The organism is Micromonospora chersina (genome assembly GCF_900091475.1).
GTDB classification, from domain to species: domain Bacteria; phylum Actinomycetota; class Actinomycetes; order Mycobacteriales; family Micromonosporaceae; genus Micromonospora; species Micromonospora chersina.
Window position 1 is genome coordinate 3000217 of the sequence record NZ_FMIB01000002.1, and the last position, 15096, is coordinate 3015312.

At 75.1% G+C, this 15096-nt stretch carries 17 protein-coding genes; 8 read left to right on the plus strand and 9 right to left on the minus strand.

Annotation, left to right across the window (positions count from 1 at the left end; translation table 11 throughout):
- Positions 1–11 precede the first annotated feature (11 nt).
- From GA0070603_RS13595 to GA0070603_RS13605, 3 genes are all read right to left on the minus strand, one after another.
- Entirely contained in the window at positions 12–791 is a 780-nt protein-coding gene (locus GA0070603_RS13595; RefSeq protein ID WP_091312787.1) for an electron transfer flavoprotein subunit beta/FixA family protein, read from the minus strand.
- A gap of 390 nt (positions 792–1181) precedes the next feature.
- Entirely contained in the window at positions 1182–1586 is a 405-nt protein-coding gene (locus GA0070603_RS13600) for a hypothetical protein (protein WP_091312790.1), read from the minus strand.
- Positions 1587–1588: 2 nt separating this feature from the next.
- On the minus strand, positions 1589–2386 hold the full coding sequence (locus GA0070603_RS13605) for a GNAT family N-acetyltransferase (RefSeq protein ID WP_091312793.1): 798 nt from the start codon (positions 2384–2386) through the stop codon (positions 1589–1591).
- A gap of 41 nt (positions 2387–2427) precedes the next feature.
- Between GA0070603_RS13605 and GA0070603_RS13610 the strand changes: the two genes are divergently transcribed.
- The 4 genes from GA0070603_RS13610 to GA0070603_RS13625 are packed head-to-tail and all read left to right on the plus strand — an operon-like array spanning position 2428 to position 6842.
- Positions 2428–2814 carry a YidH family protein gene (locus GA0070603_RS13610; RefSeq protein ID WP_091312796.1) on the plus strand — a complete coding sequence of 129 codons (387 nt, stop codon included), beginning with the start codon at positions 2428–2430 and terminating at the stop codon, positions 2812–2814.
- Entirely contained in the window at positions 2811–3110 is a 300-nt protein-coding gene (locus GA0070603_RS13615; RefSeq protein ID WP_091312799.1) for a DUF202 domain-containing protein, read from the plus strand. The genes GA0070603_RS13610 and GA0070603_RS13615 overlap by 4 nt, the downstream gene beginning before the upstream one ends.
- A 28-nt stretch (positions 3111–3138) precedes the next feature.
- Positions 3139–3546 carry a PLD nuclease N-terminal domain-containing protein gene (locus tag GA0070603_RS13620; protein WP_091312802.1) on the plus strand — a complete coding sequence of 136 codons (408 nt, stop codon included), beginning with the start codon at positions 3139–3141 and terminating at the stop codon, positions 3544–3546.
- Positions 3547–3584: 38 nt separating this feature from the next.
- A complete protein-coding gene (locus tag GA0070603_RS13625) occupies positions 3585–6842 on the plus strand; it encodes an AfsR/SARP family transcriptional regulator (RefSeq protein WP_091312805.1) in 3258 nt (1085 codons plus the stop codon).
- Here the strand turns inward: GA0070603_RS13625 and GA0070603_RS13630 are convergent.
- The 4 genes from GA0070603_RS13630 to GA0070603_RS13645 all read right to left on the minus strand — a co-directional run bounded on the left by GA0070603_RS13630 (position 6826) and on the right by GA0070603_RS13645 (position 11255).
- Complete coding sequence (locus tag GA0070603_RS13630) at positions 6826–7638, minus strand: ABC transporter permease (protein WP_091312808.1); 813 nt, start codon at positions 7636–7638, stop codon at positions 6826–6828. The genes GA0070603_RS13625 and GA0070603_RS13630 overlap by 17 nt on opposite strands.
- Positions 7635–8600 carry an ATP-binding cassette domain-containing protein gene (locus tag GA0070603_RS13635; protein ID WP_091312812.1) on the minus strand — a complete coding sequence of 322 codons (966 nt, stop codon included), beginning with the start codon at positions 8598–8600 and terminating at the stop codon, positions 7635–7637. The genes GA0070603_RS13630 and GA0070603_RS13635 overlap by 4 nt, the downstream gene beginning before the upstream one ends.
- A gap of 154 nt (positions 8601–8754) precedes the next feature.
- Positions 8755–10377, minus strand: a complete 1623-nt coding sequence (locus tag GA0070603_RS13640) for an acetolactate synthase (RefSeq protein ID WP_091321920.1) — start codon at positions 10375–10377, stop codon at positions 8755–8757.
- A 107-nt stretch (positions 10378–10484) separates the two neighbouring features.
- Complete coding sequence (locus GA0070603_RS13645) at positions 10485–11255, minus strand: enoyl-CoA hydratase-related protein (RefSeq protein WP_091312817.1); 771 nt, start codon at positions 11253–11255, stop codon at positions 10485–10487.
- A 105-nt stretch (positions 11256–11360) separates the two neighbouring features.
- Here GA0070603_RS13645 and GA0070603_RS13650 point away from each other — a divergent pair, with 105 nt between their 5' ends.
- A complete protein-coding gene (locus GA0070603_RS13650) occupies positions 11361–11873 on the plus strand; it encodes a DUF6232 family protein (protein WP_091312821.1) in 513 nt (170 codons plus the stop codon).
- Here the strand turns inward: GA0070603_RS13650 and GA0070603_RS13655 are convergent.
- Positions 11819–12247, minus strand: coding sequence for a nuclear transport factor 2 family protein (locus GA0070603_RS13655; protein WP_091312825.1), 429 nt, complete (start codon positions 12245–12247; stop codon positions 11819–11821). The two genes, GA0070603_RS13650 and GA0070603_RS13655, sit on opposite strands and share 55 nt — an antisense overlap.
- 68 nt (positions 12248–12315) lie before the next feature.
- Between GA0070603_RS13655 and GA0070603_RS13660 the strand changes: the two genes are divergently transcribed.
- Both GA0070603_RS13660 and GA0070603_RS13665 read left to right on the plus strand, forming a co-directional pair.
- Positions 12316–12798 carry a DUF6232 family protein gene (locus tag GA0070603_RS13660; RefSeq protein ID WP_091312828.1) on the plus strand — a complete coding sequence of 161 codons (483 nt, stop codon included), beginning with the start codon at positions 12316–12318 and terminating at the stop codon, positions 12796–12798.
- A 72-nt stretch (positions 12799–12870) separates the two neighbouring features.
- Positions 12871–13599 carry a hypothetical protein gene (locus GA0070603_RS13665; protein ID WP_091312831.1) on the plus strand — a complete coding sequence of 243 codons (729 nt, stop codon included), beginning with the start codon at positions 12871–12873 and terminating at the stop codon, positions 13597–13599.
- Between the two features lie 3 nt (positions 13600–13602).
- Here the strand turns inward: GA0070603_RS13665 and GA0070603_RS13670 are convergent, their stop codons facing one another.
- Complete coding sequence (locus tag GA0070603_RS13670; protein ID WP_091312833.1) at positions 13603–14055, minus strand: rhodanese-like domain-containing protein; 453 nt, start codon at positions 14053–14055, stop codon at positions 13603–13605.
- Positions 14056–14126: 71 nt separating this feature from the next.
- On the opposite strand from GA0070603_RS13670, the gene GA0070603_RS13675 reads away from it, so the two are divergent.
- On the plus strand, positions 14127–15095 hold the full coding sequence (locus GA0070603_RS13675; protein ID WP_091312836.1) for a helix-turn-helix domain-containing protein: 969 nt from the start codon (positions 14127–14129) through the stop codon (positions 15093–15095).
- The last annotated feature ends 1 nt before the right edge of the window (position 15096 follow it).

A 15096-nucleotide genomic window follows, 5' to 3' on the forward strand; every position in this document is an offset into this window, starting at 1 on the left:
GTCCAGACCTCTCACACGAACTTCTCGGTGGCGAGGAACTCGACCAGCTTCACGCCGCCCTCGCCCTCGTCGGTGATCTTCTCGCCGCCGGAGCGCGGCGGGCGCTTGGAGTGCTCGAGCACGGCGCTGGTGGCGCCGTCGAAGCCCACCTCGGCGGCGGCGACGCCGAGGTCACCGAGGGAGAGCGTCTGCACCGGCTTCTTCTTCGCGGCCATGATGCCCTTGAAGGACGGGTAGCGCGGCTCGTTGATGGTGTCCCAGACGGAGACGACGGCCGGGGTCGAGGCGGTGACCACCTCGTAGCCCTCCTCGGTCTGCCGCTCGACGGTCAGGGTGGCGCCGTCGACGGTGAGCTTGCGCGCGCCGGTCAGGGCGGCCACGCCCAGCCGCTCGGCGATCATGTGCGGCATGACCTGGACCCGGCCGTCGGTCGACTCCGCGCCGCAGATGACCAGGTCGGCGTTGAGCTGACCGAGGGCGGCGGCGAGCACCTTCGAGGTGGCCACGGCACAGGACCCGTGCAGCGCGTCGTCCACCACGTGCACGGCCTTGTCCGGCCCCATGGAGAGCGCCTTGCGGATCGACTCGGTCGCCCGGTCCGGACCCATGGTCAGGACGGTGACCTCGCCGCCGTGCGCCTCCTTGATCTTCAGCGCCTCCTCGATGGCGTACTCGTCCATCTCGTTGATGACGTTGTTCGCCGAACCGCGGTCGACGGTGTTGTCGTCAGGACGCAGGTTGCGGTCCGCGCCCGAATCGGGCACCTGCTTGACGAGTACGACGATGTTCATCGCGCTTCGACGACCCTCCTGTTTGGTGTAGCGATCACTCGCCCGGTCACGGGCGCAGCCTCGCGCGTGACTTAACGTTCGGTCAACCGCGCGGGGCTGTGCAGTTGCCCACGACGGCAATGTTACCCGCAAGTAGCATCCGCTCCCCGGAGCCTCAGAGTGACACAGCTCACCGGAGACCGTCGCGCCGGGTAAGCTCCCGAAACAGGGAGGTGACGGATATGTCGAAAAAGCGCGTTTCGACGGAGGCGCGGGAGGCGGCGAGCGGCTCGCGTACCGCCTCCCGGGCCTGCCGCCGGATGCTCGCCGACACTTACCGGTGCGCCTGCGGCCGGGTCCGTGACCGCTGCGTCCGCGCCAGCGTGCGGGCGCTCTGGTCGGCCGAGCCGGTCAGGCGGGCTCGGCCAGCGCCTGCCTGATCTTGTCGATCACCGCCGCCTCGGCGGGCGCGATCCCCCGGTGGGCCTGCGCCACCCGGTCGGCCGCGGCCAGCACCACCGACCGGTACGCCTGGACGTCCCCCGGCGACTTGGCCCGCAGGATCTCCACCGCCCGGCCCAGCGCCGGCAGCACGATCGCCTCGATCTCCAGCGCCGAGTCCCGCGGCAGCTGCGGCAGCGGACCGGTGGTGAGCGCTTCCTTCACCACCCCGCTGGCGTCGCCCAGCGCCCCGGACGCGGCGATGCTCTCCCGCACCATGGCCAGCATCCCGGGCACGGCGTTGGAGACCAGGAACACGGCTCCGAAGGCGCCGGTCTTGAGGGTGAGCTGCTCGTCCGCCGTCAACCGCTCCATGATCACGGAGTGTAGACGTACGGGGTGGTCGTGGTGACCGCAACGAGCCCGAGCCGCTCCAGGATCGGCCGGCTGTCCGGCGAGCAGTCCACCTGCACCAGCGTCTTGCCGCGCTGCTCGGCCAGCCGCGCCCGGTACGCCACCAGCGCCCGGTAGACGCCCTTGCGCCGCCACTCCGGCAGGGTCGAGCCGCCCCACAGCGTGGCGAACCCGGTGTTGGGCAGGTAGCGCACCCAACCGGCGCTGACCACGGTGTCGCCCGCCTCGGCCACCACGATCGTGATCGACTGCGGGTCGGCCTCGATCTCCTTGGCCAGCCCGGTCACCAGGTGGCTCCGGTCCTCGTTCCAGACCGCCTCCTCCATGGCGGCGATCCGTTCCAGGTCCTCCCGGCTGGTGACCTCGCGCAGGCGTACCCCCTCGGGCAGCACCGGGACGGCGGCGGCCAGGGCCGCGACCGGGCCGACCACGACGGTCTCCAGGTCCTCCGGCACGAAGCCGGCGGCGCGCAGCCGGTCACCCAGGTCGGCCGGCTCGTCGTGCCCGTTGAGCTTCCACTCGACCCCCTCGCCCCGGGCGCGGAAGAACTCGACCTGCCGGGCGATCAGGGCGTCCAGGTCGGCGCCGGCCAGCCCGTCCAGCGTCCGGTACGTGATGAAGCCGCGGTGGTCCAGGCCGAGGATCCGGACCAGCGGGCCGTCCCGGTCGACGGTCACCCCGGCCGGCAGCGGGTCCGGGATCTCCGGGCGGATCTGGGTGTCGTAGGCGTCGCGCAGGCTCCGCGCGTCAAGATCGGTCATCCCTTCAGGCTAGGCACCGGGCAAAGCGGATAATCGGCGACGTGTGGGAGACGATCAGGCGGTGGTTCGACCCGCGCGAGCTGCGGTCGGTCGGCAGCACCCCGGACTACCGCTTCTCGCTGGCCAACGAGCGGACCTTCCTGGCCTGGCTGCGCACCGGGCTGGCGCTGGTCGCCGGCGGGCTGGCCGCCGCGCAGTTCCTGCCCCCGCTCCCCGTCGCCCACCTGCGCGAGGCGATCGCCGTCGCGTTGCTGCTGCTCGGCGCGACGGTCGCGGTCCGGGCGGTGGACCACTGGGCCCGCACCGAGCGGGCCATCCGGCTGGGCGAGGAACTGCCCGCCTCCCGCTTCCCGGCCGTCCTGGCCCTGGTCGTGGCGCTGGGCGCGCTGCTGCTGGTGGTCGCCGTGCTGGCCCGGGGCCTCGGGTGAGCCGGGATCCCGGGCTCCAACCGGAACGGACCCGGCTGGCCTGGCGGCGGACGCTGCTCGCGGTCACCGCGATCCTGGTGCTGGAGCTGCGGCTGGCGTTCACCGGCCGCGCGTTCGACGCGGTGCTGGCCGGGCTGGCGGTGGTCACCTGGCTGGGCGTCCTGGTTGTCGACTGGCGCCGGGCCACCGGCGCCGGGCCGCGGGGCGGGCAGCGCCTCTCGATCCCGCTGACCGCGCTGGCGGCGGCCGTGCTGGCGCTGCTCGGGGTCCTCCACGTGCTGCGCGGGCTGCGCTGACCGTCCCTCGTGGTCCATGATGTCCGGCATGGTTCGCCTCTACGGGCTGCTCTTCCTGGCCCAGATCGTGCTCGCCGTCTGCGCGCTGATCAGCTGCCTCTCCGCCGAGGAGGGGGAGATCCGGGCGCTGCCCCGGATCGCCTGGGTGCTCATCATCCTGTTCTTCCCGCTGGTCGGCTCGATCGCCTGGTTCGTCGCCGGCCGTGAGGCGGGCGCCCGGCCGGCCCGTACCGCCTGGCCGATGGGGAACGGTTTCTCCGAGCAGCAGCGCCGGCGGCCGGTCGCGCCGGACGACGACCCCGAGTTCCTCTCCTCGCTCGCCGAGCGCTCCCGCAACGAGGACCAGGAGCGTCTCCGGCGCTGGGAGGACGACCTGCGCCGGCGCGAGGAGGAGCTGCGCCGCGGGCAGGACGACCGCGACCGGCCGGAGGTCTGAGCACCGCCGGCGGGCGCCGGCCGGGCACAATCGACGCCGTGCGGATCAGCCTGCTCGGCCCCCTGGAGCTGCGCACCGACACCGGTACGCCGGTCGAGGTGGGCGGCGCCCGGCTGCGCCGGCTGCTGATCCTGCTGGCCCTGGAGCCCGGCCGGACGGTGACCGTCGGCCGGCTCACCGACGCGCTCTGGGCCGGCGAGCCGCCGGCGGGGGCGGCCAACGCGCTCCAGGCCCTGGTCTCGCGGCTGCGCCGGGCCGGGCTGCCCGTCGAGGCGCAGCCCGGCGGCTACCGGCTCACCCTCGCCGCGGACGACGTGGACACGCACCGGTTCGAGGCCGCCGTCCGGGCCGCCCGGGCCCGGCTCGCGGACGACCCGGCCGAGGGCTGCCGCCGGCTGGCCGAGGCGCTGAACCTGTGGCGCGGTCCGGCCCTGGCCGACGTGGCCGACGCGGACTTCGCCCGGGCGCCGGTGGCCCGGCTCACCGAGCTGCGGCTCGCCGCCACCGAGGACCTGGTCGAGGCGCGGCTGGACCGTGCGGCGCCCGAGGCCCTGCTGCCGCAGCTGCGCGAGCTGGTCGCCGCCCATCCGCTGCGGGAGCGGCTGACCGGACTGCTGATCCGGGTGCTGAACCGGGCCGGCCGCCCGGCCGAGGCCCTGGCCGAGTATGAGCGGCTGCGCGCCACCCTCGCCGACACCCTCGGCGCCGACCCGGGCCCCGAGCTGGCCGCCCTGCACCTGGAGATCCTGCGCGGCGAGCCGGCGGCCGTCCCCGCTCGCGCCGACCGCCGCGTGCCGGCGCCGGCCGCCGCCCCCGCCGGCGGCCACCGGACGCCCGTCCCTGACCCGGGTGGACCCGACCGGGGGAACCTGCCCGCCACGCTGACCAGCTTCGTCGGGCGCGAGGAGGAGGTGGCCCGGGTCGCCGGGCTGCTCGACCGGTTCCGGCTGGCCACCCTCACCGGCCCGGGCGGGGCCGGCAAGACCCGGCTGGCGGTCGAGTCGGGCCGGGCGGTGGCCGGGCGCTTCCCGGACGGGGTGTGGCTGGTGCCGCTCGCCCCGGTCACCGATCCAGCCGAGGTGCCGCAGGCCGCCCTCGCCGCGCTCGGCCTGCGCGAGCAGGCGCTGCTGGCGCGGGCGGGCCGCGGCGCCCCCGAGCCGGCCGACCCGGTCGGGCGGCTGGTCGACGCGCTCGCCGGTCGGGCCGTCCTGCTGCTGCTGGACAACTGCGAGCACCTGCTCGACGCGGCGGCGGACCTCACCGAACGGCTGCTCACCGCCTGCCCCGCGCTGCGGGTGCTGGCCACCAGCCGGGAGCCGCTGGGCATCACCGGTGAGGCGCTGCGGCCGGTGGAGTCGCTGGCCCTGCCCCCGGCCGACGCGGACCCGGCGGCCGCGCTCGCGTACCCGGCGGTGCGGCTCTTCGCCGACCGGGCCGGCGCCGTCCGCCCGGACTTCGCGGTCGACGCGGCCACGGTCGGGCCGGTGGTGCGCATCTGCCGGGCGCTGGACGGCATGCCGCTCGCCATCGAGCTGGCCGCCGCCCGGCTGCGCACGATGACGGCGGCGCAGGTGGACACCCGGCTGGACGACCGGTTCCGGCTGCTCACCGCCGGCAGCCGCACGGCCCTGCCCCGGCACCAGACGCTCCGGGCCGTGGTCGACTGGAGCTGGGACCTGCTCGACGACACCGAGCGCGCGCTCTGGCGGCGGCTGGCCGTCTTCGCGGGCGGCGCCACCCTGGAGGCGGCCGAACGGGTGTGCGGCGACGGAGCGGTCGCGGACGTACTCGACGGGCTGTCCGCGCTGGTCGACAAGTCGCTGGTCGTGGCGGGCGGCACGGGCGAGCCGCGCTACCGGATGCTGGAGACCATCCGCGAGTACGGCCTGGACCGGCTGGCCGAGGCCGGCGAGGCGGACGCGGTCCGGCGGGCGCACGCCGCCGAGTTCCTGGCCCTGGCCGAGACGGCCGAGCCGGAGCTGCGCGGCGCGGCACAACTGGACTGGCTGCGCCGACTCTCGGCCGACCAGGACAACCTGCACTCCGGGCTGCGCCACGCGATCGCCGTCGGCGACGCCCCCACCGCCGTCCGGTACGCCGCCGCGCTCGGCTGGTACTGGTGGCTCACCGGCCAGCGTGCCGAGGGCGCCGACCTGGCCGGCCAGGTGCTCGCGCTGCCCGGGCTGGCCGGCGCGCCGCCCGCCCCCACCGCCATCGCCCTCGCCACCGCCGCGCTGAACCTGGCCGCCACCCGCCCCGACACCATCGCGATGAGCCGGGAGTGGCTGGACCGCGCCGCGGAGCTGTCCCGCGGGCGGGAGCACGAACACCCCCTGCTGCGCCTCGCCGGGCCGATCACGGCGGCGTTCGCCGGGAACTTCCAGCCGCCGGCCATGGCGGCCGTGGCACCCCTGTTCGACGACCCCGATCCGTGGGTGGCCGGGATCGCCCGGCTGCTCCGGGCGCACGCCCTGCTCAACGCGGGCCTGCCGGACTCCGACGCGGAGGCCGATCTGCGGGCCGGGCTGGCGCACTACCGCGGGGCCGGCGACCGGTGGGGCATGTCGTTCAGCCTCACCTCGCTGGCCGACCTGCTCGACCGGCGCGGCCAGGCCGCCGAGGCCACGCCCTACCACGAGGAGGCCATGACCTACTTCGAGGAGCTGGGCGTCCGCGAGGACGTGCCGGAGATGCGGCTGCGGCTGGCGCACAACCTGTGGCGGCGCGGCGACCGGGACCGGGCGTGGGCGGAACTGGACCGGGCGGTGCACGAGGCCGACATCTCGGGGTCGGACGAGACGCGGGCGGCCCTCGCGTACGGCAAGGCGGAGCTGCTGCGCGCGGAGGGCGACCGGGCCGGGGCGCGGGCCTGCCTCGCGGAGGGCGCCCGGCTGGTGGGCGATCGGTCGATCGCCCCGCAGTGGCGGGCGCTCAACGCCTCCACCCTGGCCGTGCTCGACGCCGCGGACGGCGACCTGGTCTCCGCCCGGGCCGGGCACGACCAGGCCCTGAAGCTGGCCGTCGGCTCGCACGACGCCCCCGTGGTCGCGGCGGTGCTGGTCGGCTACGCCGACCTGGCGCTGCGGCTCGACCGCCCGGCCGCCGCCGCCCGGCTGCTGGGGGCGGCGACCGGAATCCGGGGCGGTCCCGACCACGCGGTGCTGGACCGCGCCCGGGTGGAGGCGGCCGCCCGCGACGCGCTCGGTGAGGCGGGCTTCGCCGAGGCGTACGCGGGCGGGCTGGGCTACCGCTGGGAGACCGCCGCCGAGGCGGTGGCCGTCACACTCGACGGCTGAGCGCGCGCACCGACAGCGGGGCGAACACCAGCAGGATCCCGGCGGCCCAGAGCAGCGACTGCCCGACCGGCCCGGCGACCGGCCCGCCGACCAGGAGGCCGCGCAGCGCGTCGGCCAGGATCGTCACCGGGTTGACGTTCACCCAGTGCTGCAACCAGCTCGGCATCTGGTCGGTCGGCACGAAGACGTTGCTCGTGAAGGTCAGCGGGAAGATCACCGTGAAGCCGAAGATCTGCACCTTGTCCGGCTCGCTGACCAGCACACCGACCAGCACCGAGATCCACGAGGCGGCCAGCGAGAAGACGAGCAGCAGGACCAGCGCGCCGAGCAGCCCCGCCACGCCGTTACCGAGCCGGAAACCGAGGATCATGCCGATCCCGAGCAGCAGCGCCAGGGACCAGGCCTGCTTGACCGTGTCGGCGACGATCCGGCCGGCCAGCGGCGCCCACCGCGCCACCGGCAGGGCGCGGAGCCGGTCGAAGACTCCCTTGGTGAGGTCCTGGTTGAGACCGAACCCGGTGGTCATGGTGGCGAAGAGCGCGGTCTGCACGATGATGCCGGGCAGCGCGAACTTCAGGTACGTCCCGGGCGAGCCGGAGATCGCGGTGCCGAAGACGTACGTGAAGAGCAGCACGAACATGACCGGCTGGACGCTCAGGTCGAGCAGCTCCATCGGGTTGTGCTTGATCTGCACCAGGCTGCGCCAGGCCAGGGTGAGGGTGTGCCGCAGGCCGGCGAGGAAGCCGGGCCGGCGGGCCGGGGCGACCGGGGACGCGGTGGCGGTGAACGTGGTCATGCCGGGCTCCCTTCCAGGGTGGGGGTGGCCTCCTCGGCCCGGTGGCCGGTGAGGGAGAGGAAGACCTCGTCGAGGCTGGAGCCGCGCAGGGCCAGTTCGGCCACGCGTACCCCGGCGTCGTCGAGGCGGCGGACCACCGTCGGCAGCACCTCCGGGTCGCTGACGCCGACGGTGACGGTCTGGTTCGCCACCTCCGGGGTGGCCCGGGTCACGTCGCCGGTGACGGCGAGCACCGTCGGCAGGTCGGCCGGGTCCGCCGGCCGGACGGCGAGCACCTGCCCGCCCACCTTCGCCTTCAGCTCCTCCGGGGTGCCCTGGGCGATCACCCGGCCGTGGTCTACCACCGCGATCTCGCCGGCGAGCTGGTCGGCCTCCTCCAGGTACTGGGTGGTGAGCAGCACTGTCACCCCGTCGGCGACCAGGGTGCGGACGACGTCCCACAGCTCGTTGCGGCTGCGGGGGTCGAGCCCCGTGGTCGGCTCGTCGAGGAAGAGCACCTGCGGGCGGCCGACCAGGCTGGCGGCCAGGTCGAGCCGGCGGCGCATGCCGCCGGAGTAGGTCTTGGCGGCCCGCTCGGCCGCGTCGCTGAGCTGGAAGTCGGCCAGCAGCGCCCGGGCCCGCGCCCGGGCGTCGGACCGGGACAGCCCGAGCAGCCGGCCGATGAGCAGCAGGTTCTCGGTGCCGGTCAGGTTCTCGTCGACCGAGGCGTACTGACCGGTGAGGCCGATCAGCTGGCGCACCCGGTGGGCGTCGCGGCGGACGTCGTAGCCGCCGACCGTGGCGTGCCCCTCGTCGGCGGCGAGCAGGGTGGCCAACACCCGGACCGCGGTGGTCTTGCCCGCCCCGTTCGGCCCGAGCAGCCCGAACACCGTCCCGGTGGGGACGGCCAGGTCGACCCCGGCCAGCGCGGTGGTGGCGCCGAAGCGGCGCACCAGACCTTCCGCGCGGATCGCGTACGTCATCGGAACTCCCGTCGTTCTCGCTGGTCACCCCACCTTGAGCGACGGCGCTGACGTTACGGCGACAGGCGCTGACAGACCGCTGATTTAACCTCCGGGCAGAACGGCGCGACCGCCGTCGCCGGTCACCCGGGCGACGGCGGTCGCGGTGTCGAGGTCAGGCCAGGTTCGACGAGCGGGGGTACGCGTCGGCCGGGTCGGTCAGCACGTTGACCAGGTACGGCACGCCGGCGTCGAAGGCGCGGGACAGGGCCGGGCCGAGGTCGGCGGCCTTCTCCACCGTCTCGCCGGCGCCGCCGAGCGCCTCGACCACCCTGTCGTAGCGCAGCCCGGGCTGGAGGTCGGCGGCCACGTCGTAGCCGTACATGGCCCGCATGGGGTGCTTCTCCAGGCCCCAGATGCCGTTGTTGCCGACCACGATCACGACGGGGAGCCGCTGGCGGGCCAGGGACTCCACGTCCATCAGGGAGAAGCCGGCCGCGCCGTCGCCCATGAGCACGCAGATCTGCCGGTCGGGGTGGCTGACCCGGGCGCCCATGGCGTAGCCCATGCCGGTGCCCAGGCAGCCGTACGGGCCGGGGTCGAGCCAGGTGCCGGGCTGGGCGGGCTCCAGGTACCTGCCGGCGTACGAGACGAAGTCGCCGCCGTCGCCGATCGTGATGGCGTCCGGGGCGAGCACCTTGCGCAGCTCGCCGTAGACCCGGGCCGGGCGGATCGGGTCGGTCTCGGCGGCCATCTCCTCCGCGTCGCGGGCCTTCGCGGCGTCCTCGGCGGTGCGGAGCTGGGCGATCCAGTCGGCGTGGTCGGCCCGGTCGCCGGGGTGCTCGGCGAACGCGGTGAGGATCAGCCGCAGGTCGCCGGCGGGGGCGGCGGCCGGCTGGACGTGCCCGGCGCGCTGGCTGGGCGCGTCCACCACGTGCACGACCCGCGCGTCGCCGAAGTCGCCGAACGCGAGCCGGAAGTCGAGCGGGGTGCCGACGACCACGACCACGTCGGCGCCCTTGAGCGCGACCCGGCGGGCCTTGGCGAAGGCGAGCGGGTGCTCCGGCGGCAGCGCGCCCCGGCCCATGCCGTTGGTGAAGACCGGCGCCTGGAGGGATTCGGCGGCGGCCCGAAGCGCCTCCACGGCGTCGCCCGCGTACACGTCGGAGCCGGCGATGATCACCGGCCGGGACGCGCCGGCGATCAGGGCGGCGGCCTTCGCGACCTCGTCGGGGTCGGCCTCGATCGGCGCCGGCGGGGTGACCGTGGGCAGGTCGGCCTCGCCGACCGAGAAGACGGCCTCCAGGGGGAAGTCGAGGAAGGCCGGGCCGCGGTGCGGGGTGAGCGCGGCGGTGAGCGCCGCGGTGACCGCGCGCGGGATGTCGTCGGCGCCGAACACGGTCTCGGCGTGCTTGGTGACCGGGGCGACCAGCGGCAGGTGGTCCATCTCCTGGAGGCTGCCGGAGCCCCAGCGGAACTGCGGGGCCCGCCCGCCCAGCACCAGCACCGGTGAGGCGTTGAAGAACGCGCTGGTCAGGCCGGAGACGCCGTTGGTGACACCGGGGCCGGCGGTGAGCACGGCCAGGCCGGGGCGGCGCTGGAGCTTCGCCACCGCCTCCGCGGCGAACACGGCGGACTGCTCGTGCCGGACGTCGTAGATCGGGAAGCCGGTCTTGTGCGCGGCGTCGTAGAGCGGGAAGACGTGCCCGCCGGAGAGGGTGAACATCTCCCGTACGCCGTGCGCGCGCAGCGCCGCGAGGGCCAGTTCGCCGCCGTGCCCCTCGACCCGTTCCGTCATCGCCACTTCCCTTCGTCATGACCGGAGTCACACGCTACTGGCCGGTAGGCGGGATGTGAACCGTTCTCGGGTCGGCGGCGGGTGGGCCGCCGACCCGGACCGGCGGTTCAGCGGCCGGTGAAGCCCGGCTTGCGCTTCTCCACGAACGCCGCCATGCCCTCGCGCCGGTCGTCGGTGGCGAACAGCGCCGCGAAGAGCTGGCTCTCCCAGGCCAGGCCGGAGTTGAGGTCCATGTCGAGGCCCCCGTCGACGGCCAGCTTGGCCGCCCGCAGGGCCTGCACCGGGCCGGTCAGGTACGGCTTCACGTAGGCGACGGCGGCCTCGTAGACCTCGGCGGCCGGGACCACCCGGTCGGCCAGGCCGATCCGCAGCGCCTCCTCGGCGTCGACCATCCGACCCGTCATGATCAGGTCCTTGGCGCGGGCCGGGCCGACCAGGCGGGCCAGCCGCTGGGTGCCGCCGGCGCCCGGGATGATGCCGAGCTTGATCTCCGGCTGGCCGAGCTTGGCGTCCTCGGCCACGATCCGCCAGTCGCAGGCCAGGGCCAGCTCGCAGCCGCCACCGAGGGCGTACCCGGTGATCGCGGCGACCACCGGCTTGGGGATGCGGGCGATCGCGCCCAGCGCGCTCGACAGGTCGGCGGCCCGGTCGGCCATGTCCACGTAGGACATGTCCGCCATCTCCTTGATGTCCGCGCCGGCGGCGAAGACCTTCTCCCCGCCGTACACGATGACCGCCCGGACCTCCGGGTCGGCGGTGGCCGCCGCGGCGGCGCGCAACTCCTCCTGCACCTGGGTGTTCAGCGCGTTCATCGGCGGCCGCTCCAGCCGGATGGTGCCGATGCCGTCCTTCACTTCCAGCCTGACGAACTCGCCCACGCTGCCCTCACTTCCTCGTCGAAGTCGCGTGCCAACCTTACGACCAGTGTCGTTGGGGTAGACAGTGTGGTGTCGACGGCCCCAGGTCGCACCGGGAGTGAGGCCATGATCACCTACTACGACGACCGCGCGGTCCGGGTCACCTCCACCGCCGTCCGCGTCGACGGGCGCACCTATCCCCTCGCCGAACTGGGCATGGTGTGGCACCGCCGGGGCAACCGCTCCTGGCGGGTGCTCGCCGGCCGGGGCGCGATCGGTGCGGCCCTCGCCGGCCCGCTGGTGGCCGCCGTGCTCGGCATCGGGCTGGCGGTCTGGCTGCACCGCTCCGCCGTGGTCACGATCGCCATCGTCGGCGCGTCCGTGCTGGTCGGCCTCGGCGTCGGGCCGCTCGCCGACGTGCTCTTCGAACACCTCGACCGGTCGTACGCCCGGGGCAGCCGGGAGTGGGAGATGTGGGCGCGCTGGCGGGGCCAGCCCGTGCGGCTGCTGCACACCGGCGACGCGCTGCGCTTCGGCCAGATCTACCGGGCGGTGCAGCGCGCGATGGAGAGCGCGCCCGCCGCTCAGAAGGCGATCGGCTCGTCGGGCAGCAACCCGAGGCCGCGCAGCAGGCCGTAGGTGTCCTGCTCGCCCCAGAACTGGACGATCCGGCCGCCGGCCAGCCGGTACATCTTGCAGGCGCTCTGCACCGTGGTCGCGCCGGTCGCGTCCCGCCGGTAGGTCTGCGCCATCGACACCACCACCCGGTCTTCGGCCGCGAAGATCTCCAGTATCTGCTGGTCGAGCACGGTCAGGCCCGGCGAGGAGACGGCCGCCTCCGGGTACCGCCGGCCGCGCACCGCCGTGCCGGAACCGTAGATCTCCACGTCCTCGGCGACCACCTCGGCCAGCTCGGCCAGGTCCTTGGTGAGGAAGGTCCGCAGGTAGCGCCGGACCACCTCGACGTTGCGCTCCTGCTCGGTGCCCGCCTCGATTCCGCTCCGGTCCGCCATGCGGCGACGCTACCCCGGCGGCGCTCTCCGCACCGTCCCCTCTGGACCGCGGGTGGTTAGGCTGAGTGATGACCCTCTATTACCGGGACGACGCGGTACAGGTCACCTCCGAGGCCATCCACGCGGGCGGGCACGTCGTCGCGCTCGCCGACGTCACGTACGTCTGGCACGCCCGCGGCGCCACCACCCTGGCGGTCCGGGGCCGGGTCCTGGGGCGTGGGGTGCTGGTCCTGCTGCTGTCGCTGCCGCCGCTCGTGGCGCTGGTCTGCGTGCTCTCGCTGGCCTGGGCGGCGCAGGACCGGGGCGACTGGAAGCTGGCGCTGATCATCGTGGCGGCGTTCGTGGTGGTCGGGCTGGCCCTCACCCCGTTCCTGGAGGTGCCGCTCGGCTGGCTGGACCGCTCGTATGAGCGGGGCAACCGGGTGCACGAGCTGTGGGTGCAGCACCACGGGCGGGAGGAGTTGCTGCTGCGTACCCCCGACGCGCTCCGGTTCGGGCAGATCTACCGGGCCGTGCAGCGCGCGGTCGAACAGCAGGGCGACCGCCGCTGACGGCCCGGGTGTGACGGTGGCCGCCCCGCCACCACCCGGCGGTCCTGGCCGGCGGGACGCACACTGGGTGGCATGGCGATTCCCCTCCCCCGTCCCGGCGCCGTCGTCGGGCTCACCCGTTCCGCCCTGGACCAGGCGTTCGGCTCGGCCGCCGCGTTCGCCGCCGTGCCGGCCCGCGCCTTCGCGGTGCTCGACGAGGTGGAGACGCTGCTGCGGCGGATCAACGGGGTGGTCGACCGGATCGAGGGCACCCTGGACCGCACGGACCGGGTGCTGGACGACGCCGAGGCGGCGGTCCGGGAGGTCGGCGTGATCAGCGCCGCCGCCACCGAGGCGATCGAGACCGCCACCGAGGTCGCCACGGCCGCCGCCGTCGTGGTGGGCGAGGCCGACCGGGTCTCCCGGGCGGCGGCCACCGTGGTCGCCGAGGCCGACGCGGTGGCCACCCGGGCCGCCGGCACGGTGGTCGCGGCCGGGGAGGCGGCCGGCACCGCGGCCGAGCTGCTGGAGGCGTACGAGCCGGCGCTGCGCCGGGCCGCGCCCATGGCGAGCCGGTTCATCGAGCAGCTCAGCCCGGAGGAGGTGACCGCCGCGATCCGGCTTGTCGACGAGCTGCCGAAGCTGAAGGAGCACCTCACCTCGGACGTGCTGCCGATCCTGGCCACCCTGGACCGGGTCGGCCCGGACCTGCACGACCTGCTGGACGTCACCCGCGACCTCAAGCTGGCCGTGGCCGGCATCCCCGGGCTGGGCATGCTGCGCCGTCGGGGCGAGCGCCTGACCGACGAGCCCGTCGACTGACGGTCAGCAGTCGCAGGCGACCGCCGACCGGGGCGCGGTCAGCTCGTCCACCCGGCGGCGCACCGTGCCGGTCGGCGTGACCACCGGCAGCCCCTCCCGGGCCCAGTACTCGAAGCCGCCGATCATCTCCTTCACGGGCCGGCCGAGCCGGGCGAACTCCAGCGCCGCCCGGGTGGCGCCGTTGCAGCCCGGCCCCCAGCAGTACGTCACCACCGTCGACCCGGCCGGCACGAGTTCGGCGCCGCGGGCGGCGATCTCGGCGGTGGGCAGGTGCAGGGCGCCCGGCAGGTGGCCCTGCCGCCACGCGGCGTCGCCCCGCGAGTCGACCACCACCAGTCCGGGCGTGCCCGCCTCCAGGGCGGCGTGCACGTCGCTGACGTCGGTCTCGAAGCTGAGTCGGGCGCGGAAGTGGGCGGCGGCGGTCGCCGGGTCGGCCGGCGGCACGGAGAAGGTCATGTGCCGATCCTGCGGCCCGCGGGGACACCGGCGGGAGTGGCGTGATCGCCGTCCTTCGCTAACATCCCGCCATGACCTCCGTCGACCGGACCGTGGCGGTGCTCGCGTACCCGGGGATGTCGGTCTTCGAGACCGGCATCGTGACCGAGGTGTTCGGGCTGCCCCGGCCCGAGCTGGAGGTCGACTGGTACCGGCTCACCGTCTGCGCGGAGCGCCCCGGCCCGGTGCCGGTCGTCGGCGGGGCCGCCCTGCACACCCCGTACGGCCTGGACACCCTCGCCGCGGCCGGCACGGTGATCCTGCCCGGGGTGCCGGACGTGACAGCCGACCCGTCGCCGGAGCTGGCGGCCGCGCTGCGCCGCGCGCACCGCCGGGGCGCCCGGCTCATGTCGATCTGCTCCGGCGCCTTCGCCCTGGCCGGCGCCGGCCTCCTCGACGGCCGGCGGGCCACCACCCACTGGCGGTACGCGGACCTGCTGGCCCGCCGCCACCCGGCGGTCACTGTCGACCCGGACGTGCTCTACCTGGACGACGGCGACATCCTCACCAGCGCGGGCAGCGCCGCCGGGCTGGACCTCTGCGTGCACGTGGTCCGGCGGGACTTCGGCGCGGCCGTGGCCAACGCGGTGGCCCGCCGGCTGGTGATCCCGCCGCACCGCGACGGCGGGCAGGCGCAGTTCATCGAGGCGCCGGTGAGTGTGGACCCGGACGACGACCGGATCGCCGCGAGCCTGGCCTGGGCGGTCCGCCACCTGGCCGAGCCGCTGACCGTCGCGGCGCTGGCCCGGCAGGCGCACCTGTCGACCCGCAGCTACCTACGGCACTTCGCCCGGGCCACCGGCACCAGCCCGATCCGCTGGCTCATCGACCAGCGGGTACGGGCCAGCCTGGCCCTGCTGGAGACGACCGACGCTCCGGTGGCCGAGATCGCGGCGGCGGTCGGCTTCGACAGCCCGGTCACCTACCGGCACCACTTCGGCCGGGCCATGCGGACATCGCCGTCGGCGTACCGGCGGGCGTTCCGGGCCGGCGCCGCCTGAG